Origin of the sequence: Microbacterium sp. NPDC058062, from assembly GCF_042885375.1 — a bacterium.
Classification (GTDB): domain Bacteria; phylum Actinomycetota; class Actinomycetes; order Actinomycetales; family Microbacteriaceae; genus Microbacterium; species Microbacterium trichothecenolyticum_C.
In genome coordinates this window covers 918,775-938,922 of record NZ_JBHVSC010000002.1, presented here as the reverse complement: position 1 = coordinate 938,922, position 20,148 = coordinate 918,775, and the positions used below count along the sequence as shown (strand labels likewise).

Here is a 20,148-nt window from a genome sequence, read left to right as displayed (position 1 = left end):
CGGGCGAGACGAAACGCCCTGGACGCGGTCGCGACCCAGGGGTCAGAGCGGGTCGGGCATCGGGCGGGGCTCGGTGAAGTCGCCGGCGTCCTTGCGGAAGCGTGCGATGATCCGCACGAGCTCGGTCGTGTCGGCGTCGGTGAGGCCCGGGTCCTCGAAGACCTCGGTGTTCAGCGCCGTGGTCGCGCGCTCCACGAGCTCGCGCCCGGTGTCGGTGAGCACCAGCATCGCCGCGCGGCCGTCGCCGGGGTGCGGCTCGCGCGAGACGAGGCCGTCGCGGGCGAGGCGGTCGACGGTGTTCGTGACACTGGTCGGGTGCACCTGCAGGCGGGCGATGGCGCTGGCCATCGGCATCCGTCCCTCTCTGGTGAAGCCGAGCAGGCGCAGCATCTCGTACCGGGCGAACGACAGGCCGAACGGCTTGAGCGCGGTGTCGATGCGCGCGAAGAGGAGCTGCTGCGCGCGGATGATCGACGTCACGGCGGTCATGCCCGCGGCCGCGTCCTCCCAGCCATGGGCGATCCACTGGCGCTTGGCTTCAGCGATCGGGTCGACCGGAAGACGCCTGGGTGCTGCCATGTCGACCTCCTCGTCCCCACCGTACCGGTGGACCGGGCCGACAACGGACACGCGGATGCCGCGAAACGGCCGCTTATGTATACACACGGCGGGTCACGGGTCGGTCATCGCCGGTTCATTTCGCGGGATTGGGTACATTGCGGCGCGAGCCATAGACTCGTGCCCAGCGTGAGGAGATCGTATGAAGATCGTCGTCCTGGTCAAGGAAGTCCCGGATACCTATGGGGATCGCAAGCTGTCGCTGGAGACGGGACTTGCCGATCGCGGCGCGAGCGAGACGGTGCTCGACGAGATCGGTGAGCGGGCGCTCGAGGTCGCGTTGTCGTACGCCGACAAGACGCCGGGCACCGAGGTGGTCGTCCTCTCGATGACGCCGGAGTCGTCGGCGGCGACGGTGCGCAAGGGGCTGGCGATGGGTGCCGCGTCGGCGGTGCAGGTCGTAGACGAGGGACTGCTCGGCGCCGATCTGGGGCTGACGGCCGAGGTGCTCGCCGCGGCGCTGCAGCGCACCGGGTTCGACCTGGTGATCGGCGGCAACCTGTCGACCGACGGGGTGGGCGGGATCGTCCCCGCGATGGTGGCCGAGATCCTCGACGTGCCGTCGGCGACGTATCTGAGTTCGGTCGATATCCGCGAGGGCGAGGTGCTCGGCACGCGTGCCTCGGACGGGGCGACGCTGCAGGTGACGGCGGCGCTGCCGGCGGTGATCTCGATCACCGAGGCGCTGCCCGACGCGCGCTTCCCCAACTTCAAGGGCATCATGGCGGCGAAGAAGAAGCCGTTCGAGACCCTGTCGCTCGCCGAGCTCGAGATCGACCCGCACGATCCCGATGCGTCGCGCTCGATCGTGATCGCGCTGAGTGAGAAGCCGCCGCGCGAGGCCGGCGTCAAGATCGTCGACGAGGGGGATGCGGGCCAGAAGCTCGCGGACTTCCTCATTCAGAACCGGCTCGCGTGAGGTGCCCCGATGACGTTTGCAGATGACTCGATCCTGGTCCTCCTCGACACCACGCCCTCGGGCGGCCTCGCCAAGACGGCGGCTGAGCTGCTGGGCGCTGCTGCCTCGGTGGGCACGCCGGTCGCGGTGATCGTCGGCGATGCCGCATTGGCGGCGGATGCTGCGGCTCTCGGTGCCGCGTCGGTGCTGGTCGCGCCGGCCGGCGAGGGCCTGTCGGTCCCGCGGGTGGACGCTCTGACGGAGGCCGCCGACCTGGTGCGCCCCGACGCGATCCTCGTGGCGAACTCGGTGGAGGGCCGCGAGGTCGCCGGCCGGTACGCCGCCCGCACCCGCTCGGGCGTCGCGGTCGACGCGGTCGGTGTCTCGCGCGACGCGGAAGGCGTGGTCGCGCACCACTCTGTCTACGGCGGTGCGTACAACGTCGACTCGGCCGTCACCTGGGGTGCGCCGGTCATCACGATCCGCCAGGGCTCGATCGACGCCCGCGCCGACGCGGTCGACGGAGTCGAGGGGGAGCCGCTCGAGGTGCGCGCCTCGAGCCGTCGCGCTGCGACCGTGACCTCGGTCGACGAGGCCGTGGTGTCGTCGTCGCGCCCCGAGCTGCGTGGTGCGGCGAAGGTGGTCTCGGGCGGACGCGGACTCGGATCCGGCGAGAAGTTCGAGCTCGTCGAGCAGCTCGCCGACGCGCTCGGTGCCGCGATCGGCGCGTCGCGTGCCGCCGTCGACGCCGGGTACGTGCCGTACTCGTACCAGGTCGGGCAGACCGGTGTCTCGGTGTCGCCGCAGCTGTATGTCGCGCTCGGCATCTCGGGCGCGATCCAGCACAAGGCCGGTATGCAGACCGCGAAGACCATCGTCGCGATCAACAAGGACGCGGACGCCCCGATCTTCGAGATCGCGGACTTCGGCGTGGTGGGCGATCTGTTCACGGTCGTGCCGCAGCTGATCGCCGCGCTCGAGGCGAAGAAGGCGTAACCCGGTATGGCGACGTTCGGTTCCACGGTGCGCCGCGGCCTCCCGCGCGTGCCCGGCGGCGAGCCCTGGCCGCCCGCCGGCGCCGCGCCCGGCGCGAACGGCAACGGCGCCGCTGCGCAATCCCCGCTCGTTGAGCGAGCGAGGGACGACCGAGACGAAACGCCCCCGGCCGGCGCGCACCCCGACGTTCGCGAGTTTCCGGCAGCGGTCGCTGCCGCATCGGTGGCGGAAGTTGCGGGACCGGGTGCTGCGCCCCCTGCGGTCGTGACTCCCGAGGCGTCGGTGCCCGGGGCGCGGGCCGTGCGTCGTGGCCTGCCGCGCGTGTCCGGCGGGGAGCCGTGGCCGCCGGTATCCGTCGTCCCGGTCGCTGCGGCGAAGGTGGCAGCTGTCGCCGCCACCGAGACCGCCGCGCGACCAGAGGTGACACCTTCGGAGCCGGTGAGCCCCGAGAAGGTGGCACCTGTGGTCGCCACCGCCGCGGCGACCGCGCCAGAAGCGACACCTTCGGCCGCGGGCGAGGGGACGAAGGCGCTCCGCCGCGGACTTCCGCGTGTGGCCGGCGGCGAGCCCTGGCCGCCGGCGGGCTTCGCGCCGACCGCGACCGCGGCGGTGGTGACGGATGCCGCAGCCCCGCAGGCTGCGGAGGCGCCGGCCGTTGCAGCTGCCGAGGTGGCAGCTGGGCCCACGCGCCCGGAGGCTCCGGGCGACGCGCCAGCGGCGTCTGGAGGGGGCGTGGGGACCGTTCCCGTCGAGACCGTCGTTCCCGCCGCGCCGAGCACCGCGACCGGCGTCCCGCTGACGCAGCCGCTGCCGTTCCGGCGCACGGTCTGGGCCGGTGCCACCGCCCAGACCCACCCCGCGGCCAAGGCGGAGCCGAAGCGGATCGGGCCGTTCACGCGCGGCCAGTGGGCCGGCGCGGTGATCGTCGGCGGTGCCGGGCTGCTGTACGCGGCCGCCATGGCAGTGTTCGCGGTGCGCTGGCTGCTCTCGACGCAGTGGGGCGTGGACTTCCTCGCGACCTACCCGGGCGAGTACCACCTGCCCGAAGGAGCCCCGGTGGGCGTTCCGGCCTGGCTCGGGTGGCAGCACTTCTTCAACGTCTTCCTCATGGTGCTGATCATCCGCACCGGTCTGCAGGTGCGCACCGAGAAGCGCCCGACGGTGTTCTGGTCGCCGCGCAGCAACGGCCGGCGCAAGATGAGCCTGAACCTGTGGTTCCACCAGTCGCTGGACATCCTGTGGATCGTCAACGGCGTGATCTTCGTGGTGCTGCTGTTCGTGACCGGCCAGTGGATGAAGATCGTGCCCACGTCGTGGGAGGTGTTCCCCAACGCGATCTCGGCGGGCCTGCAGTACGTCTCGCTGGACTGGCCGACCGAGAACGGCTGGGTGAACTACAACTCGCTGCAGCAGCTCGCGTACTTCGCCACCGTGTTCCTCGCCGCACCTCTGGCGATCGCGACGGGCGTGCGGATGAGCCATGTCTGGCCGAAGAACGCGGCCGGGCTGAACAACGCGTACCCGGTGGAGTGGGCGCGCGCCGTGCACTTCCCGGTGATGCTCTACTTCGTCGTGTTCATCGCGGTGCACGTGTTCCTGGTGTTCGCGACCGGAGCGCTGCGCAACCTCAACCACATGTACGCCGCGCAGGGCTCGGTCGACCCGAACGCGTACGCCGACAACTGGACCGGGTTCTGGCTCTTCGTCGCGTCGCTCGCTGTCATCGCAATCGCGTGGGTGGCCGCCCGGCCGCTCGTGCTCGCGCCGATCGCCCGCCTGTTCGGCAAGGTCTCCGGCCGCTGACGCGACCGGTTTACTCGACGACGATGCCGGCGAGGTCGGCGAGGGCCGACGCCATGAGCTGCAGCTGCTCGGGGGAGATGGTCGCGCCGCGGAGGCCCTCCATCCCGACGACCTGACCCACGTCGGCCCCGCGCAGGTCGACGTCGGTGAGCCGCGCCCCGCTGGCGTTCAGCGTGCCGATGCGGGCGCCGTCGAACGCGACGCGGCGGGCCGAGGCATCCAGCAGGTCGATCTCGTCGATGGTGCAGTCGACGAAGGCGACGTCCAGGAGCTCTGCCCCGCGGAGGTTCACGTAGCCGAGCTTGCAGCGAGTGAATCGGACGCCGCGCCAGGCCACGTCGTAGGCCTCGACGGAGCCGAACCGGCTGTCGCGGAGCTCGACGTCGCGCCAGCCGCCGCGCGCGGCCGAGACCGCGGGCACGTTGGCGCCGGCGAACACGGACTCGACGAGGTGGGCACCGCGGAGCGCCCAGCTCTCGAGGTCGAGGCCGTCGAAGCGGCACGCCTCGACGGTGGCGCCGGACTCGAGCTGCCATGTGTCGCGGGCGATGCCCGCGTACGCGACGCCGTCGAGGCGCCCGGAGTCGAGCAACTCGTCGTCGCCGGGATCGAGCGCGCCCAGCGACGATTCGTCGAAGTCGAAGGAGGGCGGCTGGGTGCCCTGGGTCTTGCGGGATCTGGCAGCTGGCATCGCCGCAACCTTAGCCCGTACCGCCGACGCCGCACCTCGCAGAGCATCCGGAGAGGGGGGATAACCCGAAGAGAAGTCTCCGGGTGCCTCGGGCGCGCGACTCGGCGTGCGCGCCTAACTTTGGTGACATGACCTCCTCGGACTCTCCTCCCGTCCGCCCGGTGACGCGGCCCGCCCAGGTGGCGGGCGCCATCGCGCAGCTCGCGGCCCTCGGCGTGATCGGCGCCGCGGCCTTCTCCCTCCTCTTCACACTGCTCGGCGTCGGCATCGGCCTGGTGTTCGTGATCGGCATCGGCCTCGTCCTCCTCGTCGGCCTCGTCTACGTGCTCTTCGCGCTCGGTTGGCTCGAGACCGAGCGCGTCGACGGTCTGTACCGGTTCGGGCTTCCGCGGCTGCGTCCGCGGACCAGCGGCCGGCCCGGCTTCGGTGGGCTCCTGCGCACGATCTGGATGCAGGCCATCGACCCCGGCACGTGGCGCGCGATCGCGAACCTCGCGATCGCGACGATCCTCGGGTGGGTCGTCGTGGCCCTCGCCGGACTCCTGGTCTCGGGCGTCGTCCTCGTGTTCGCGCCGCTGTTCGCCGACGCGAGCGCCGTGCGGCTCGCGCGCACCGGCATCGAGGTGCCGCTCGCCTGGGCGGTCCCCGTGGGCATCTTCGCGGCGCTCTTCTCGGCCGCAGCGCTCATCGGCCTCGGCGTACTCCACGGCATCATCGCGCGGGCGATCATGGTCCCTTCGCGCGAGGCCCAGCTCGCCGCCGCGGCCCGCATGTCGAGCCAGCAGCACGCCGGCGCGGTGCGCGCCGCCGACGTCGAGCGCACGCGCATCGAGCGCGACCTCCACGACGGCGTCCAGCCGCGGCTCGTGTCCGTCGGAATGACGCTCGGGCTCGCGCAGCAGAAGATCGACGCCGACCCGGAGGCCGCCAAGGCCCTCATCACCGAGGCGCACACCTCGACGAAGGCGGCCATCACCGAGCTGCGGCAGCTGGCCCGAGGCATCCACACCTCCGTCCTCGACGATCGCGGTCTCGACGCCGCCATCTCGGCGCTCGTCGCCCGCTCGGTCGTGCCGGTGCACACCGACGTCCGCCTCGACGGCCGGTGCAGCCGCGACACCGAGGCGGCCGCGTACTTCGTGATCGCCGAAGCCCTCACCAACGCCGCCAAGCACTCGCGGGCGACCGAGGTGCGCGTGGTCGCACGACTGCGCGAGCCCGGCACGCTGTGGGCCCGCGTCGAGGACAACGGCGTCGGCGGCGCGCGGGTCATCCCCGGCGGAGGCCTCGACGGCATCGTCAACCGCGTCCTCGCGGCCGGCGGCGAGGCGCGCATCGACAGCCCCGCCGGCGGGCCGACGAGCGTGGAGGTGAGCATCCCGTGCGCATCCTGATCTGCGAGGACTCGGCGCTGCTGCGCGCCGGCCTGGTGCGGGTGCTCGAAGACTCCGGCCACGAGGTGGTCGCCGCCCTCCCCGACGCGTCGCGGCTCGACGAGACCGTCGACGAGACGGCGCCCGACCTCTGCATCCTCGACGTGCGGCTGCCGCCGACCTGGGTCGACGAGGGCATCCGCGCGGCCCTGTCGCTGCGGGCGCGCCTGCCCCAGCTCGCGGTGCTCGTGCTGTCGCAGTACGTCGAGGAGCGCTACGCCGCCGACCTCATCTCGTCCAGCGGCGGGGCCCTCGGCTACCTCCTCAAGGATCGCGTGGCCGACGTCACCGACTTCCTCGAGGCGATAGAGCGCATCGCGGCCGGTGCCACGGTGCTCGACCCCGAAGTGGTGGCGCAGCTGCTCAGCCGCAGGACGAGGGACGAACGGATGCTGCGCCTCACCGAACGCGAGGCCTCCGTGCTCGCGCTCATCGCGGAGGGGCGCTCCAACCAGGCCATCGCCAAGACGCTGCACGTCACCGAGGGCAGCGTCGAGAAGCACATCACCGCGGTCTTCCAGAAGCTGGACCTCGAACCCGACGAATCGGGCAACCGGCGCGTGCTCGCCGCGATCGCCCACCTCGAGCACGGGGGCCCGACGCCGCCGGCTCCGACGACACCGAGCGGCCGTGGGTCGCAGACAGGAACGAACCGATGAGCACGACCCTGACCCCTCCTCCCGTGGTGCCCGACAGCCCCGTCGAACCGCCGCGCCCCTCCTCCGGCGGATCGCGCGCCGTCGCGATCGTCGTGATCGTGCTGGGCGGCATCGTGCTCCTCGGCGCGGGGATCTCGGCCGCGGTCGGGACCATCGCCTCGGCAGCCGTCCACACCTCGACCCGCACGGCCGACGCCGCCGGCGTCGAGGAGCTCGACGTCGACGCCGCCGCCGGCACGCTGCGCGTCGAGTTCTCCGATGTCCGGGAGGCCGAGCTGGAGGTGACGAGCTCGTGGGGCGCCGGAGACTGGCGCCTCGAGCGCGACGGCGACACGCTGCAGGTCTCGTCGCCCGACCGCGACTGGTTCGGCTGGCGCGGATGGTTCGGCGACGGGGGAGCGGATGCCGTGCTGCGGCTGCCTGCGTCGCTGGAAGGACTGGACGCCGACATCTCGCTCGCGGCCGGCGAGTTCGTGACAGACGGCGAGTTCGGCGAGCTGGACCTCTCGCTCGCGGCCGGCTCGTTCGACGTGACAGGCTCGGCGGACTCGCTCAGCGCGGACGTCAGCGCCGGGCGCGGCACCCTCGAGCTGGACGGGGTGCGCGAGGCGGACCTCACCGTGAGCGCGGGCTCGCTCGACGCGACCCTGACCGGCACCGCGCCGGACGCGATCGAGCTCGACGTGAGCGCCGGTTCGCTGCGGCTCACGGTGCCCGAGGGCGAGTACGACGTGCGCTCCGAGGTCTCGGCCGGCCAGTTCGACAACAACATCGGCTCCACGCCCGGCGCGTCCCACACGATCGACGTGCAGGTCTCGGCGGGCCAGGCGGTGCTCAAGTCCGGGAGCTGACCACTCGGATCCCCCTTCCGACCCGTCGTCGCGGCTCTGCGACGGCGGGTCGGTCTTGTGCGGCCGGGAACCGTGGGTCAGGGGCCGGAGCTGAACGCCTCCGCCTCGGCGTCGCGGCCACGGGCGAGGCCGGCGGTGAATCCCTCGGCGTAGGCCTCGTCGGCGCCGAGGCGGAACATGTCCTTCTCGAGCGGGCGCACGATCGAGCGGGCGCCGGGAAGATCCAGGGGGCCCACGAGGTCGGCGCGGCCGCGCACCACGGCGACGGGGCGCCGCGTCGCCTTGCCCTTGACGAGGTCCGCCGCCGCCGCGAGCTCGTCCCCGACGCACGGCATCGTGACGACCAGCGGGCGGCCCTCGGCATCCGTGCCCCCGCGGAGGTCCTCGAAGACGTGCACGCCGCCCGCGCCGATCGCGTGGTCGGTCTGGCCCTCCCGCCAGGCGCGGCCCAGCGTGTCGGAGACGATCACGCCGACCTGGGTGCCGAGGCGCTCCCGCAGGCCCGCGGCGATCGCCCGCGCGGAGGCGTCGGGGTCGACGGGCAGCAGCAGCACCGTGCCCTCGGGGGTGTTGGACGCGTCGACGCCGGCCGCGGCCGAGACCATGCCGAGGCGGTTCTCGACGATGCGCGTCGTGGAGCCGTTGGGGGTGGTGCGGGATGCCACGACCCGCACGGTCTCGGACGTGATCGCGTCTTCGCGGTCGTCGGCGACGACGAAGCGCCCTTCGGCCTTCGACACGATCTTCGACGTCACCACGAGGATGTCGCCGTCCGCGAGCTCGTCGCCCGCCGCGCGGGCGATGACCTCAACGAGGTCGGTGCCGGCCTCGATCTCGGGGATGCCCTCGAGGGGCCAGACGGTGAGCGCGGTGCGAGGCGGCATGGGTCCAGTCTTCCGGATGCGCGGGCGCTCCGGCTCCGCCGTCGCAAACGCCGAGGGGGCGTGCCCGGCGAACCGGACACGCCCCCTCGGGACAGCGGAGGATCAGCGCACGAAGCGCACCTCGGTGAGGGTCTCGCCGAGGAAGGGCTCGGTGTGCGTCGCGCCGTCGAGGGCGAAGCCGTTGCGCGTGTAGAAGCGGTGCGCGCGGGGGTTGTCGTCGGCGACCCACAGGTACAGGCCCTCGGCCGGCTCGACGACCGCGTCGAAGAGCTTCTGGCCGATGCCGGTGCCGTGGTGGGCGTCGAGCAGGTAGATGAAGTACAGCTCGCGGAAACGCGGGGCGTCCTTGTCGCGGGCGGGGCCGGAGCCGGCGAATCCGACGATGTCGCCGTTCACGAGGGCGGCGAACATCTTGAACTCGGGACCCTGGACGGCCCAGTGGGTCCAGAGCTCGGCGAGGCGCTTGGGCGAGACGGCCTCGAGGGCGGCCTTGCTGATGAGGTGGTCGTACGTCTCGTGCCAGGCGGTCGCGTGGACGCGCCCGAGGGCCTCCGCGTCGACGTCACGCACCGGACGGACGACGATGTCGGTCTGGGTTTCGGCTTCCATGGCCAGACTCTACGCGCGTCGGCGCGAGACCCGAAATCGGGGTAACGCCGGGTGAACGAGGGTTGACAAAAGGATGCTGCTGCCCGGCGATTCTCGGAGATCCCGCCGGAATCGGGCCGATTCATCCGCAGCATCCGAATTCGGCGGGATCTCCGAATCTCACGGCGCACCGATCAGCGCGGGCGCCGGGGTGAAGCTGTCGGGATTCGACAACCGAATCGGCGGAGTCGTCGAGGATCGCTACGATCGCACCTCGTGAACGTGATGTGGCGGACCCTGATCGTGATGGTGACCGCGCGGCGCAGGCTGCGGCGCGGCGGACGACTCGGTCCGAACGAGATCAGCCGGATCCGGCTCACGACGCTGCTCACCGACATCGACCTGCTGCGTCACATGAACAACGGCCGCTACCTCTCGCTGTTCGACCTCGGCCGGTGGGATCTGCTCGTGCGCACCGGCCTGTGGGACGTCATGAAGACCTACGGCTGGTACGCCGTCGTCTCGAGCGAGACGGTGACCTTCCGCAAGTCGCTCAATCTGTGGCAGAAGTTCGACGTCGAGTCGCGCATGATCGGGCACGACGACAAGGCCGTCTATCTCGAGCATCGCGCGGTGGTCGGCGGCGAGGTGTACGCCCGCGCGATCATCCGCGCCCGCATGATGAAGCGCTCCGGGGGAACGCTCTCGCACGAGGAGCTCTTCGCCGCGATCGGCCGCCCCGAGGGCGTTCCGGAAGTGGATGCGTGGGTGCACGAGTGGGCTGCAGCATCCGCGCTCCCTCCCACGCGCGCGGAGGCGCCCAGCGTCTGGAACTGAGGGATCAGCGGAAGACGACGCTGGCGATCAGCGACACGGCGGCGAGGATGCCGACGTTGATGGTCGCGAGGAGCACCGTCCAGAAGCGGCCGGGCTCGAAGCGGGTCCACGTGCGGTGGTCGACGGCATCGAGCGCCGCGTCGAGGGAGTGGTACCGGCCGATCGTCCGGCGTCCGCGCGTCGCGACATAGCCCCGCTCGTCCCGCTTCACCTCACCGACCTGGCGTCCGGAGCGGTCGGCTGTCCACGCGCCGCGCTCGGGGGTCGTCCAATGGATCTCACCGGCCCAGACTTCGGAGTGCTGTGTCATGCCTCCACGCTAAGGACGCGTCATCCATCGCTGCGGGTCTTGACAGATGCGCTCGGCTGCGTCTATCGCGTCGGGGTGGGTTCGTCGGGCTCGGGCACGATCGTGAGGCCCGCGGGCGAGTTCGCCGCCTTGGTGAGAGCCTCCACCCACGCCGGGTTGAGGCGCGGCTGACGCCCGCCGAAGTACTCGAACGCTAGCGAGACGTTCGGGCTCAGCCACACCGACGTGCGTCCGAGGCCGGCGCGGGTGGGGTCGCTCCAGGTGAACGGGAACGACTCGCCGCGTCGCAGCTTGGCCCAGATGACCGCCTGCAGATGCGCGAGGATCCGATCGTCGATCGACGTCGTGACGCGGGTGTCGTAGGTGAGCGTGCCCATCGCCCCCACCTTAGCCCCCGCGACAGGGGACGGTACCTGATCCGGTCGCGCGGGCGATGCGGCGTAGTATACGCAGATTCCGCGCCCGTGTCCGGTGTTGCGCCTGGATGCGAACGTCCTCGACGCTGGTGGCATGGTGCGTCCTCCCCAGCTCACTCGTGACCTGCGTGCCGCGCTCTCCGGCGGCGAGCTGTGGATCGCGTTCCAGCCTCAGTACGACCTGGACCCGGCTGGTCCCGCCGATGCCGCGGCACCCACGGATCCCGTCGCCGTCGAGGCGCTCTGCCGTTGGAACCATGCGCTCCTCGGCGCCGTGCCCCCCGACACGTTCATTCCGCTGGCAGAGGAGGGGCGATTCCTCGATGAGGTCGATCTGCAGGTCTTCGAACGGGCGACGGATCAGGTGACGCGGTGGCGAGAGTCGGGTCATCCGCTCGGGCTCTCGGTGAACGCCTCTCCGGCGCATTTCTCGAGGCGGTATGCCGACACCATCGTCGCGCGGCTGGACCGGCTCGGCGTCGACCCGGTGGGGTTGACGGTCGAGATCACGGAAGCACCGACGCCTCAACTGCGCCCCGAGATGATCACCGCGATGCAGGCATTGCAGTCCGTGGGCATCGCGATCTCGGTGGACGACTACGCCGGCGGCGACACCACCATGGGCATGCTGGAAGCGCTGCCGATCGACGAGGTCAAGATCGACCGATCACTCACGCAACGCTCCGACGCCGAAGCCCATGACGCCGTCGCCGCCGTGGTCGCCAGCAGCGCCCAGCACGGCTGGCGGGTGGTCGCCGAGGGCATCGAGACCTTCGCGGACCTCCAGCGTTCCCGCGATCGCGGCTGCGCTCTCGGGCAGGGCTACCTGTGGGGGCTTCCGATGCCGTCCGAGGAGATGGACGCGCTGCTCGCGGCGGTGTGACCGGCGCGCGAACGACTCGCGTCAGAGCTCGTATTCGGCGAGCTCGTCGTCGGGTTCGTCGACGGGAGCCGCAGGCGCCTCGCCGACCTCGAACTGCGACCAGGTGACCGGCATGCCGGGGGAGAACAGGATGTCGACTCCCGGGCCTCCGCGCAGCGGCGGGATGTTCACGTAGCCGCCCCCCGCCTTGATCGCCTCGAGGATCTTGGTCTTCAGCTCCGACACGGGGTCGGGCAGGAAGTAGTCGCGTCCATCGACGGTGAGCCGGTTCACGATCGCCATCGCACCAGAGTACCTGCGCCCACCCGCCCGTAGGATCGACGCGTGGGCATACTTCACTACGGCGCACCCCCGGCGTCCTTCACGATCGACGATCGCACCCTCGCTCACCTCGAGCTGGTCATCATGGCGAAGCTTCGGCGTCGGGAGAACCTGTCGTTCGCCCACGTCGACGACAACACATCGCTGCGTCAGGCCGTCTGGATCTCGCCGGTGACGACGCTCCGGTTCGAGTACGAGGGCCCGATGCCCGAGATCAACCGGCTCTGGCTGCAGGATCTGATCGACGCGGCGAACTCGTCGTCCGGGCTCCGGGTCCTCCCCGAGCCCGACCTTCCGTCACGCTGAGACCCGACCGCCGCCGTCGCGCTTCGCGCGGTACATCGCCGCGTCCGCGGCGTCCAGCAGTCCTCCGGGAGAGATCCCGCGCTCGGCCGCCACGACGCCCGCGGAGGCGCCCACGGCGACCTCGACGCCCCGCACCGTGATCGGCTCGGTGATCGCGGCCAGCGCCCTTCCGGCGATCGCCGCGGCCTCCTCCGGTCCCGCGCTGACGCAGACGATCACGAACTCGTCGCCGCCCAGCCGCACAACGATGTCGGAACTGCGGGCCACGCCGCTCAGCCGGCGGCCGATCGCCGCCAGCACGGCGTCGCCCATCTCGTGACCGTACGTGTCGTTGATGAGCTTGAAGTCGTCGAGGTCGAGGAAGACCACGGCCACGGCGGCCTCCGAGCCGTGCAGCAGCTCGTCGAGCCGGTCGTCCAGGAAACGGCGGTTGTGGAGGCCCGTGAGAGCATCGCGCAGCGCGAGCTCCGCGAGCTCCGCCTGGGTTCGGGCGACCATCGCCGACCTGATCTCCTCGCCGAGATCGAAGGCGTCCTGGGCGTGCTCACCCCACGGGAGGCTCCGGCCCGTGACGCTCTCGCGCCAGGCGGAGAACGACCGGCGAGGGGAGAGCGGCGTGTCGCGGTTCTCCGGTCGCTGGTCGCCGAGCCAGTCGACGGTGCGCGAGACCTCGCTGCGCACGAACACGAGCGTGTCGCCGTCGCCGCCGAGCGGCACGATGAGGAGGCCGGTGACGCCCGGCACCTCGACCGCGAGCTCCGGCCGTTCGATCGGGAGCGCCTCCCACAGCAGCCGTCCTGGGCCGAGTTCGTCGATCACGGCGAACAGGCGAGCAGGGGACGGCACAACGCCCACGGTGTGGACCGTCTCGCCCATCCGCAGCAGGGCGCCGTCGGCGGGGACCACGTCGAGCACGGTCCGCTCGCCGCTCATCAGGACGGCGCCGACATCGCCGCGCCCGTACAGCGGAGCGATGATGGCGATCCGCCGCTCGCGCGCCTCGAGCTGCCGGCGCAGGCGCCGGATCTGCTCGGCGGCGGCGAGCTGGGTGACGACCTGGGTCGCCATCACTTCCAGGGCGCGGCGCAGGAGCACCGGAATACGCCGTGGGGTGCGGTGCGCACACGTGAACATCCCCACGAGGCGGTCCTCGATGACGAGGCCGAACGACACGGTCGCCGCCTGGCCCATGTTCCGCATGAACGCGAGGTGATGCGGCGACACGGCGCGCAGCTCGGTGCCGCCGAGATCGATGGGGGCTTCCTCCGGAAGGAGCGTGTGGAGGACGAGGCCCGGGTCCTCGGTGTCGGCGATCACCCGCGAGCGCTTCTCGATGTACAGCGCACGCGCCTGCGCCGGGATGTCGGAGGCGGGGAAGTGGAGTCCGAAGTACGGCTCCATGTCGGGTTCGCGCTCGTCGGCCACGACCTGGCCGTGCCCGTCCTCGTGGAACTCGTAGCACATGACCCGGTCGAACCCCGTGATGGCCTTGATCTCGCGGGCCGCCTGCTGCCGCAGCTCGTCGGGATCGGTGACCCCCGCCAACCGCTGGATCGCGCCGACGACTCCGGTGCGGACGTACTCGAGCTCCGGTACGACGGGCTCGAGCTCGACGATGAGCGGCGCGGTGCCGCGATGCGCGATGACGTCGTAGAGCGAAGCCTCGAACTCCGCTCGCACCGGGTCGACGGCCAGTCCCTGGCCGATCGCCCAGGAGAGCGTCTCGCTGCCGGCCTCCCGCAGGTCGCGTCCGAGCCAGTGCTCGACGTTCTCGCTCGCGACGACCACGACTCCGGTCGCCTCGTCGATGCCGAAGAGGGCGCCGTGCGCCTGGATGCGTCCGATCGTGCGGATCTGCTCCTGCGAGCATTCCTGGAGGCGGAGCGTCTCCGCATCATCGCGGGGACGATCTCCGTCGAAGAGGAGGGCAGGCGTATCGGTCAACGCGGGTCCTTAAAGAGCGTGGCGGGTGGGGGGAACTGCGTCGGCGAGAGCCTCATCCTACGTGTGCGGGCGTCGGGAAGCTAAGAATCCCCGGTCCAGCGGGGACCTAGCGCAACCAGTGCCCGCGCGCAACGGGTTTGCCGCTTGCCGCGGACGGCGGTTGCCTGACTGTGGTGGTGCCGGCCGACCCCCGCCCGGCGCCGGAGGGAGAAGGAGGAGCCGTGGACACGACCACCCTGATCTGGATCATCGTCGGCGTCGTCATCGTGCTCGCGATCGTCGTCGTCGCCCTGCTGCTCACCGCGCGCGGGCGCCGCGAGCGCCGCCGGGAGCACCAGCACGATCGCGCCGAGAAGATGCGCGAAGACGCGCGCGAGACCGAGCTGCAGGCCCGGCAGCACGAGGCCGAGGCGGCACGTGCCCGCGCGGACGCCGCAGCCGCAGCCGCGGCCGCGGAAGACGCCAAGGCGCGGGCGGCCGAAGCGTCGATGGACGCCGAACGCCGGGCCGGACGCGTCGACGACCACCGCGCCGAAGCGGAGGACCTGCGTCAGCAGCACGCGGAGGCGATGCGCAAGGCCGACGACGTCGACCCCTACGTCGACGGCACCGGCGCCCGCAACGCTGCTGCTCCTTCAGCCGCTGCGTATACGGGCGACTCCGGCGACGACCGAGACACGGTGCTCGAGGGCACCGAGCGCGACCGCCGCGCGAACACGGACGAGCGGCCGCCGACTCCGCCCGAACGGCACGAGCACACCGAGCGCACCTGACCGGGAGACGGATGCTGCGACCCCGCCACCGCGCGGCCCTCGGGCGCCGCTACGTGCGTGGGGGCGCAGCATCCGTCCGCCGAAGCGGAAACGCGTCGCGCAGGGCGCGCCGAACCTCCAGGATGCCCGCGCGCGCCCGCGACGCGGTGCGCTGCGCGGTGAAGATCTCGCGCGCGGGGCGACCGGGGAGATCGAGCAGCGACACCGGGACCGCCGAGCCCTCCCACAGCAGGTCGGGCAGCACGGCGACCGCCTGCCCCGCCGCGACCAGGCGCGCGTGAGCCGACAGATCCGCCAGCTCGTACCGCACGTCGGGCTCGAAGCCCGCGGCGCGGCACTGCTGCACCGCCCACAGACGGGCAGCGGTGCCGGCGGGCTCCATCACCCACGGGCGATCGCGCAGGTCGTCGAGCGAGTGGGCGGGATCGACGGATGCCACGGCCAGATGGATCGGGTCGGTGCCGAGCGGGTCGCGCTCGAGACCCGGCGCGTGGGCCCGCGTGTGCCCGGGGTACTGCTCGGCGATCACGAGGTCGACGCCGCGCGCCGTGAGCTCGAACAGCCCGAGCTCGGGGGGCATCTCGACGAGCTCGACGCGAAGGTCGGGCGCGCGTTCGGACAGCAGTCCGAGCGCGGCGGGCACGATGGCGAGCGCGGCGGTCTGCATGACCGCGACCCTCACCGGCGCGAGGCCCGGGTGCAGAGACTCGAGCTCGCCGCGCGCCTGCTCGTCGAGATCGAGCGCGCGCGCGGCGTGCGCCGCCAGGACGCGTCCGTGCTCCGTGAGCCGCACCCGCCGGCCTTCCGGCGCGAGCAGCGCGACCCCGGCCTCCTTCTCGAGCTGCGCGAGCTGCTGCGAGATCGTGGACGGACTGTACGAGAGCGCGTCGGCGACGGCGGCGAGCGTGCCGCGCAGCGCGAGCTCGTGGAGCAGTCTGAGGCGACGCAGCTCGAACATCAGCATCCCATCGAGAAATCCGAACGATATAGATCGTAGATGATCGCTTTTCACGAATGAATGGATGCCTCACCCTTGACCTCATGCAGCAGGTGAACCCGATCGCGCACATTGAGGTGCAGGCTGGAACCACGGAGTCCGACGACGTGACAGCTGGAGTGCGCATGCAAGTACGACCCGACGAGCACCTGGCCGGTGAGGCGATCGCCCTCGCCCAGCGATGGATCTCCGAAAGCGCAGAGGTCGAGGTCGACCCGGCGGCGGAGCGACTGGCGGGCGTGCTCAAGGACCCGAACGGCCTGCCGTTCACCATCGGGTTCGTCGACGGCGTGATGCGTCCCGAGAGCCTGTCGGCCGCCGCATCCCATCTGCATCGCGTCGCGCCCCTCGTGCCCGAGTTCCTGCCCTGGTACCTGCGCGGCGCTGTCCGTGTGGGCGGTGCGGTCGCCCCGGTGCTGCCGTCGCCGGTCGTGCCCATCGCGCGGCGCGTGCTGCGCGAGATGGTCGGGCACCTCGTCGTCGACGCCCGTCCCGACAAGCTCGGTCCCGCGATCACCGCTCTTCGGGAGAGCGGCGCGCGGCTCAACCTCAACCTCCTCGGCGAGGCCGTGCTCGGCGAGCAGGAGGCGCTGCGCCGGCTCGAGGGCATCCACGAGCTCATCCGCCGGCCGGACGTCGACTACGTCTCGGTCAAGGTCTCGGCGATCGCCAGCCACATCTCGATGTGGGCGTTCGACGAGGTCGTCGAGAAGGTCGTCGCCCGGCTTCGCCCGCTGTACCTCACGGCGGCCTCGCCCACGAGCTCGGTGAACGGCCCGACGTTCATCAACCTCGACATGGAGGAGTACCGCGACCTCGATCTCACGATCGCGGTGTTCACGCGCCTCCTCGCCGACCCGCGCCTGCGCCACCTCGAAGCAGGCATCGTGCTCCAGGCCTACCTGCCCGACGCCCTGCCCGCGCTCGAGCGGCTCACCGCGTGGGCGCAGGAGCGCGTCGCGAACGGCGGCGCGCGCATCAAGGTGCGACTCGTGAAGGGCGCGAACCTCGCGATGGAGCGCGTCGACGCGGTCATGCACGACTGGAGCCTCGCCACGTACGGCGAGAAGGTCGACTCCGACGCGAACTACGTGCGGTGCCTCCGGTTCGCACTCGAGAAGGAGAACACCCGCGCGGTGCGGATCGGCGTCGCCGGTCACAACCTCTTCGACATCGCCTACGCCTGGCTGCTTGCCGGCGCCACAGGGGTCCGGGACGATGTCGAGTTCGAGATGCTGCTCGGGATGGCGCAGGGCCAGGTCGAGGCGGTCGCGCGCGAGGTCGGCCATGTGCTGCTGTACGTGCCGGTCGTGCGTCCCGACGAGTTCGACGTGGCGATCAGCTACCTGGTGCGACGCCTCGAGGAGAACGCCTCGAGCGACAACTTCCTGTCGGCCGCCTTCGACCTCGCCGACGACCCGGCGATGTTCGACCGCGAGCGCGACCGGTTCCTCGCCTCCCTCGCCCGCGCCGACGATGCGGCGCTCGCGACCGGCGCGAACCGGTCGCAGGACCGCGCCGCCGAGGCGACCGCGACCACCGACTCCGACGCGGCCCGAGCCGACTCCCCGCGCGCGCAGGCGCGCCTGCGCCGAGCCGCCGCGGCATCCGACGAGGCCGGTCTGACCCAGGCCGTGATCGGCATCGCGCGCTCGGCCGTGCCCGGCGACACCGCCCCGGTCGAGCGGTCCGTCCCCGAGCAGGTGTTCGGCGCCGAGGCGTTCGTCGAGACCGCCGTGTTCGCGCCCCGCGAGTCCGCAGCCCGCGTCGCGGGCGCACCGGGCTTCCGCAACACCGCCGACAGCGACCCGGCCCTGCCGGCGAACCGCGCCTGGGCGCGCAGCATCCTGTCCCGCATCGAGACCTCGCGCGCCGGCGACGCCACAGTCGAGGCGGCCCGTGTCACCGACGAGCCCGCGCTGCACGGCATCGTGACGCGCGTGCGCGACGCCGCACCGGCGTGGGGCGCTCTCCCTGCCGCCGAGCGCAGCCTGGTGCTGGCCGCCGCCGCGCGCGCACTCGAAGCCCGTCGCGGCGAGCTCATCGAGGTCGCCGCCTCCGAGACCGGCAAGGTCTTCGCCGAGGCCGATGTCGAGGTCAGCGAGGCCGTCGACTTCGCGAACTACTACGCCGCCACCGCGCGCGAACTCGACCGCGTGAGCGGCGCGGTGTTCGAGCCGGCCCGGCTCACCGTCGTGACGCCGCCGTGGAACTTCCCGATCGCGATCCCCGCCGGCGGTGTGCTGGCGGCCCTTGCCGCGGGATCCGGTGTCGTCTTCAAGCCCGCGCCGCAGGCACGGCGCTGTGCGGCAGTCGTCGCCGAGGCGCTGTGGGAGGCGGGCGTGCCGCGCGACGTGCTCGCGCTCGTCGACATCGACGAGGGCGGTCTCGGACAGACGCTGCTGTCGCACCCGGACGTCGACCGGGTGATCCTCACCGGCGCGTGGGAGACCGCGGCCCTGTTCCGCTCGTGGCGCCCCGACCTCCCGCTCCTCGCCGAGACCAGCGGCAAGAACGCGATGATCGTCATGCCGACGGCGGACCTCGACCTCGCGGCATCCGATCTCATCAAGAGCGCGTTCGGCCACGCCGGCCAGAAGTGCTCCGCCGCGTCGCTCGCGATCCTCGTGGGTCCGGTCGGCCACTCGCAGCGCTTCGCGCGTCAGCTGGTGGATGCTGCGACTTCTCTCCGGGTCGGACCGCCGTCCGACCCGCTCAGCGAGGTCGGCCCGGTCGTCGAGGCGCCGCGCGGCAAGCTCCAGTGGGCGCTCACCACCCTCGACGAGGGGGAGCAGTGGCTCGTCGAGCCGAAGCGCGTGGATGCCGCTCCCGAGTACGACGGGCGGCTCTGGAGCCCCGGCATCCGCACCGGCGTGCAGCCCGGCTCGCGCTTCCACCGCGAGGAGTTCTTCGGACCCGTGCTCGGCATCATGCACGCGTCGTCGCTCGCACACGCGATCGAGCTGCAGAACGCCGTGGCCTACGGCCTCACCGCGGGGCTCTACACGCAGAATCCCGACGACCTCGCGCTGTGGCTCGACCGCGTCGAAGCGGGAAACCTCTACGTCAACCGCGGCATCACCGGTGCGATCGTGCAGCGCCAGCCGTTCGGCGGCTGGAAGCGCTCGTCGGTCGGCGCCGGCGCCAAGGCGGGCGGACCCAACTACCTCGTCGGCCTCGGCCGGTGGCGCGCCACCTCCGGCGCCCCGACATCGGCCACGCTGCACCTGCGTGGTCTCGACACCCGCATCGTCGCCCTCATCGAGGCGGCGCAGCCGTCGCTGGACTACGAGGCGTTCGAGTGGCTCCGTCGCGGTGCCCTGTCGGACGCCATCGCGTGGGACCGCGAGTACGGCCAGGTCAAGGACGTGTCCGGCCTCGGTGTCGAGCGCAACCTCTTCCGCTACCGTCCGATCCCGGCCGTCGCGCTGCGCGCCACGGCAGACGCCTCGTGGCAGGCCGTGCTGCGTGTCGTGATCGCGGGTCTGCGTGCCGGATCGCGACTGACGCTGAGCGCGCCCGTCGGCCTGCCCGCCGCCGTGCGCCGCGTGCTGGCGGAGGAGGATGTCGCCGTGTTCGTCGAGACCGACGAGCAGTGGCTCGAGCGCCTCACCGCCGTCGACATCGTCGCGGCGGCCGCCGACGCCGACCCCGAGCCGCGGCCCGCGCGCGTGCGGCTCATCGGCCAGCCCGACTCGGTCGCGGCGCTGCACACCGTCGTCGCGCAGGCCATGGGCGGTGACCCCGATCTCGCGGTCTACGACAACGAGGTCACCACCGCCGGCCGGCTCGAGCTGCTGCCGTTCCTCCACGAGCAGTCCGTGACGATCACCGCGCACCGCTTCGGCAACCCCGATTCCTGGAGCGAGTCCGTCATCTGACGGAGACGGATGCTGCGGCCCGCAGCATCCGTCAACCCTGCCGTCTGCGTCTTTCGATG

The 20,148-nt window shown here is 71.8% G+C and carries 21 protein-coding genes; 12 read left to right on the top strand and 9 right to left on the bottom strand.

The window, feature by feature from the left end:
• Positions 1 to 42: 42 nt before the first annotated feature.
• Positions 43 to 579 carry a MarR family transcriptional regulator gene (locus ACFVSU_RS08970; protein WP_310286104.1) on the bottom strand — a complete coding sequence of 179 codons (537 nt, stop codon included), beginning with the start codon at positions 577 to 579 and terminating at the stop codon, positions 43 to 45.
• A gap of 181 nt (positions 580 to 760) precedes the next feature.
• Between ACFVSU_RS08970 and ACFVSU_RS08965 the strand changes: the two genes are divergently transcribed.
• From ACFVSU_RS08965 to ACFVSU_RS08955, 3 genes are all read left to right on the top strand, one after another.
• A complete protein-coding gene (locus ACFVSU_RS08965; RefSeq protein WP_387141081.1) occupies positions 761 to 1,537 on the top strand; it encodes an electron transfer flavoprotein subunit beta/FixA family protein in 777 nt (258 codons plus the stop codon).
• 9 nt (positions 1,538 to 1,546) lie between these two features.
• A complete protein-coding gene (locus ACFVSU_RS08960) occupies positions 1,547 to 2,512 on the top strand; it encodes an electron transfer flavoprotein subunit alpha/FixB family protein (RefSeq protein WP_387141078.1) in 966 nt (321 codons plus the stop codon).
• A gap of 264 nt (positions 2,513 to 2,776) precedes the next feature.
• On the top strand, positions 2,777 to 4,315 hold the full coding sequence (locus ACFVSU_RS08955) for a cytochrome b/b6 domain-containing protein (RefSeq protein WP_387141075.1): 1,539 nt from the start codon (positions 2,777 to 2,779) through the stop codon (positions 4,313 to 4,315).
• 10 nt (positions 4,316 to 4,325) lie between these two features.
• Here the strand turns inward: ACFVSU_RS08955 and ACFVSU_RS08950 are convergent, their stop codons facing one another.
• Positions 4,326 to 5,006: a pentapeptide repeat-containing protein gene (locus ACFVSU_RS08950; protein WP_387141072.1), complete on the bottom strand. Its 681-nt coding sequence runs from the start codon at positions 5,004 to 5,006 to the stop codon at positions 4,326 to 4,328.
• A gap of 128 nt (positions 5,007 to 5,134) precedes the next feature.
• Here ACFVSU_RS08950 and ACFVSU_RS08945 point away from each other — a divergent pair, with 128 nt between their 5' ends.
• The 3 genes from ACFVSU_RS08945 to ACFVSU_RS08935 are packed head-to-tail and all read left to right on the top strand — an operon-like array spanning position 5,135 to position 7,949.
• Positions 5,135 to 6,400, top strand: coding sequence for a histidine kinase (locus ACFVSU_RS08945; protein WP_387141069.1), 1,266 nt, complete (start codon positions 5,135 to 5,137; stop codon positions 6,398 to 6,400).
• Positions 6,388 to 7,098: a response regulator gene (locus ACFVSU_RS08940; protein ID WP_387141066.1), complete on the top strand. Its 711-nt coding sequence runs from the start codon at positions 6,388 to 6,390 to the stop codon at positions 7,096 to 7,098. Before ACFVSU_RS08945 ends, ACFVSU_RS08940 begins: the two co-directional genes overlap by 13 nt.
• Entirely contained in the window at positions 7,095 to 7,949 is an 855-nt protein-coding gene (locus ACFVSU_RS08935) for a hypothetical protein (protein ID WP_387141062.1), read from the top strand. Before ACFVSU_RS08940 ends, ACFVSU_RS08935 begins: the two co-directional genes overlap by 4 nt.
• 77 nt (positions 7,950 to 8,026) lie before the next feature.
• Here ACFVSU_RS08935 and ACFVSU_RS08930 read toward each other — a convergent pair whose 3' ends face one another.
• Positions 8,027 to 8,833, bottom strand: a complete 807-nt coding sequence (locus ACFVSU_RS08930) for a coenzyme F420-0:L-glutamate ligase (RefSeq protein WP_387141059.1) — start codon at positions 8,831 to 8,833, stop codon at positions 8,027 to 8,029.
• A gap of 102 nt (positions 8,834 to 8,935) precedes the next feature.
• On the bottom strand, positions 8,936 to 9,442 hold the full coding sequence (locus tag ACFVSU_RS08925; protein WP_056371891.1) for a GNAT family N-acetyltransferase: 507 nt from the start codon (positions 9,440 to 9,442) through the stop codon (positions 8,936 to 8,938).
• Positions 9,443 to 9,515: 73 nt separating this feature from the next.
• Here ACFVSU_RS08925 and ACFVSU_RS08920 point away from each other — a divergent pair, with 73 nt between their 5' ends.
• Together ACFVSU_RS08920 and ACFVSU_RS08915 are read left to right on the top strand one after the other, a co-directional pair.
• Complete coding sequence (locus ACFVSU_RS08920) at positions 9,516 to 9,701, top strand: hypothetical protein (protein WP_387141055.1); 186 nt, start codon at positions 9,516 to 9,518, stop codon at positions 9,699 to 9,701.
• A complete protein-coding gene (locus tag ACFVSU_RS08915; protein WP_387141052.1) occupies positions 9,698 to 10,258 on the top strand; it encodes a thioesterase family protein in 561 nt (186 codons plus the stop codon). The genes ACFVSU_RS08920 and ACFVSU_RS08915 overlap by 4 nt, the downstream gene beginning before the upstream one ends.
• 4 nt (positions 10,259 to 10,262) lie before the next feature.
• On the opposite strand, the gene ACFVSU_RS08910 is transcribed toward ACFVSU_RS08915, so the two are convergent.
• Together ACFVSU_RS08910 and ACFVSU_RS08905 are read right to left on the bottom strand one after the other, a co-directional pair.
• Positions 10,263 to 10,568, bottom strand: a complete 306-nt coding sequence (locus ACFVSU_RS08910) for a hypothetical protein (protein ID WP_387141049.1) — start codon at positions 10,566 to 10,568, stop codon at positions 10,263 to 10,265.
• Positions 10,569 to 10,630: 62 nt separating this feature from the next.
• Positions 10,631 to 10,945 (bottom strand): ATP-dependent DNA ligase, encoded by a 315-nt coding sequence (locus ACFVSU_RS08905; RefSeq protein WP_387141046.1) that lies wholly within the window; start codon positions 10,943 to 10,945, stop codon positions 10,631 to 10,633.
• A 133-nt stretch (positions 10,946 to 11,078) separates the two neighbouring features.
• On the opposite strand from ACFVSU_RS08905, the gene ACFVSU_RS08900 reads away from it, so the two are divergent.
• Complete coding sequence (locus tag ACFVSU_RS08900) at positions 11,079 to 11,867, top strand: EAL domain-containing protein (protein WP_387141043.1); 789 nt, start codon at positions 11,079 to 11,081, stop codon at positions 11,865 to 11,867.
• 21 nt (positions 11,868 to 11,888) lie between these two features.
• Here the strand turns inward: ACFVSU_RS08900 and ACFVSU_RS08895 are convergent, their stop codons facing one another.
• Entirely contained in the window at positions 11,889 to 12,149 is a 261-nt protein-coding gene (locus tag ACFVSU_RS08895) for a hypothetical protein (protein ID WP_387141040.1), read from the bottom strand.
• Between the two features lie 42 nt (positions 12,150 to 12,191).
• On the opposite strand from ACFVSU_RS08895, the gene ACFVSU_RS08890 reads away from it, so the two are divergent.
• The gene (locus ACFVSU_RS08890) at positions 12,192 to 12,494 is read left to right on the top strand and encodes a hypothetical protein (protein WP_387141037.1); all 303 of its coding nucleotides are present in this window, start codon (positions 12,192 to 12,194) and stop codon (positions 12,492 to 12,494) included.
• On the opposite strand, the gene ACFVSU_RS08885 is transcribed toward ACFVSU_RS08890, so the two are convergent.
• The gene (locus tag ACFVSU_RS08885) at positions 12,486 to 14,438 is read right to left on the bottom strand and encodes a diguanylate cyclase domain-containing protein (protein ID WP_387141034.1); all 1,953 of its coding nucleotides are present in this window, start codon (positions 14,436 to 14,438) and stop codon (positions 12,486 to 12,488) included. The genes ACFVSU_RS08890 and ACFVSU_RS08885 overlap by 9 nt on opposite strands.
• A 221-nt stretch (positions 14,439 to 14,659) precedes the next feature.
• Between ACFVSU_RS08885 and ACFVSU_RS08880 the strand changes: the two genes are divergently transcribed.
• Positions 14,660 to 15,211: a hypothetical protein gene (locus ACFVSU_RS08880; protein WP_387141031.1), complete on the top strand. Its 552-nt coding sequence runs from the start codon at positions 14,660 to 14,662 to the stop codon at positions 15,209 to 15,211.
• A 49-nt stretch (positions 15,212 to 15,260) separates the two neighbouring features.
• On the opposite strand, the gene ACFVSU_RS08875 is transcribed toward ACFVSU_RS08880, so the two are convergent.
• Positions 15,261 to 16,169, bottom strand: a complete 909-nt coding sequence (locus ACFVSU_RS08875) for a LysR family transcriptional regulator (protein ID WP_387141028.1) — start codon at positions 16,167 to 16,169, stop codon at positions 15,261 to 15,263.
• Between the two features lie 164 nt (positions 16,170 to 16,333).
• Here ACFVSU_RS08875 and ACFVSU_RS08870 point away from each other — a divergent pair, with 164 nt between their 5' ends.
• A complete protein-coding gene (locus ACFVSU_RS08870; protein WP_387141313.1) occupies positions 16,334 to 20,089 on the top strand; it encodes a bifunctional proline dehydrogenase/L-glutamate gamma-semialdehyde dehydrogenase in 3,756 nt (1,251 codons plus the stop codon).
• The last annotated feature ends 59 nt before the right edge of the window (positions 20,090 to 20,148 follow it).

Excerpts from the sequence above, each read along its gene's own strand:
- ACFVSU_RS08910 (WP_387141049.1), bottom strand. The coding sequence starts at position 10,568 with ATGACACAGCACTCCGAAGTCTGGGCCGGTGAGATCCATTGGACGACC.
- ACFVSU_RS08875 (WP_387141028.1), bottom strand. The coding sequence starts at position 16,169 with ATGTTCGAGCTGCGTCGCCTCAGACTGCTCCACGAGCTCGCGCTGCGC.
- ACFVSU_RS08970 (WP_310286104.1), bottom strand. The coding sequence starts at position 579 with ATGGCAGCACCCAGGCGTCTTCCGGTCGACCCGATCGCTGAAGCCAAG.
- ACFVSU_RS08930 (WP_387141059.1), bottom strand. The coding sequence starts at position 8,833 with ATGCCGCCTCGCACCGCGCTCACCGTCTGGCCCCTCGAGGGCATCCCC.
- ACFVSU_RS08925 (WP_056371891.1), bottom strand. The coding sequence starts at position 9,442 with ATGGAAGCCGAAACCCAGACCGACATCGTCGTCCGTCCGGTGCGTGAC.
- ACFVSU_RS08900 (WP_387141043.1), top strand. The coding sequence starts at position 11,079 with ATGGTGCGTCCTCCCCAGCTCACTCGTGACCTGCGTGCCGCGCTCTCC.
- ACFVSU_RS08965 (WP_387141081.1), top strand. The coding sequence starts at position 761 with ATGAAGATCGTCGTCCTGGTCAAGGAAGTCCCGGATACCTATGGGGAT.
- ACFVSU_RS08870 (WP_387141313.1), top strand. The coding sequence starts at position 16,334 with ATGCAAGTACGACCCGACGAGCACCTGGCCGGTGAGGCGATCGCCCTC.
- ACFVSU_RS08960 (WP_387141078.1), top strand. The coding sequence starts at position 1,547 with ATGACGTTTGCAGATGACTCGATCCTGGTCCTCCTCGACACCACGCCC.
- ACFVSU_RS08905 (WP_387141046.1), bottom strand. The coding sequence starts at position 10,945 with ATGGGCACGCTCACCTACGACACCCGCGTCACGACGTCGATCGACGAT.
- ACFVSU_RS08895 (WP_387141040.1), bottom strand. The coding sequence starts at position 12,149 with ATGGCGATCGTGAACCGGCTCACCGTCGATGGACGCGACTACTTCCTG.
- ACFVSU_RS08950 (WP_387141072.1), bottom strand. The coding sequence starts at position 5,006 with ATGCCAGCTGCCAGATCCCGCAAGACCCAGGGCACCCAGCCGCCCTCC.
- ACFVSU_RS08945 (WP_387141069.1), top strand. The coding sequence starts at position 5,135 with ATGACCTCCTCGGACTCTCCTCCCGTCCGCCCGGTGACGCGGCCCGCC.
- ACFVSU_RS08935 (WP_387141062.1), top strand. The coding sequence starts at position 7,095 with ATGAGCACGACCCTGACCCCTCCTCCCGTGGTGCCCGACAGCCCCGTC.
- ACFVSU_RS08920 (WP_387141055.1), top strand. The coding sequence starts at position 9,516 with ATGCTGCTGCCCGGCGATTCTCGGAGATCCCGCCGGAATCGGGCCGAT.